General features: G+C 62.5%; 1 protein-coding gene. It reads left to right on the top strand.

All coding sequences use genetic code 11. The features are described from left to right. Positions 1-600: IS5 family transposase (locus tag J6525_RS48015; RefSeq protein WP_225649641.1), on the top strand; the 600-nt coding region annotated here is incomplete at both ends.

Genomic DNA, 600 nt, shown 5'->3' with positions numbered 1-600 from the left:
CGGAGCTGCGTCGTGTGATCGAAGCGATCCTCTATATCGTTTCGACCGGCTGCCAGTGGCGGGCGTTGCCGCAGGAGTTCCCGCCCTATTCGACGGTGCAGGGCTATTTTTATAGATGGCGGGATACAGGCCGGTGGCAGAGGATTGTCAGCGTGCTTGTCCGACGGGCGCGAAAAAAGCTTGGACGGACACCGAAGCCGACGGCAGCCGTGATCGACAGTCAAAGTGCGCCGACCACCCAAGCTGGCGGACCGCGCGGCTACGATGCAGGCAAGCGCATCTACGGCCGCAAGCGGCACATTGTGACGGATACCAATGGCCTCCTCCTCGGGGTTCATGTTCATCCGGCCAACGTTCAGGACTGCCATGGCGCCGTACCGCTGCTGAAGAACGTGCGGATGAACTTCCCCCGGCTGCGCCACGTCTTTGCCGACCGGGTCTACCGCGGAAATCAACTCCTCGACGCGCTCTCAGACTGCGGTCCATGGACTGTCGAGATCGTCGAGCGGCCTCAAGGCGTCAAAGGCTTCCAGCTTCTGCCGAGGCGGTGGGTGGTTGAACGCACATTCGCTTGGTTCGGCAGATGCCGCCGCCTCGCCA

This window comes from Bradyrhizobium australafricanum, from assembly GCF_020329495.1.
Taxonomy (GTDB): Bacteria; Pseudomonadota; Alphaproteobacteria; order Rhizobiales; family Xanthobacteraceae; genus Bradyrhizobium; species Bradyrhizobium australafricanum.
The sequence above is the reverse complement of the archived record's forward strand: the minus strand, read 5'-3'. Positions and strand labels throughout refer to the sequence as shown.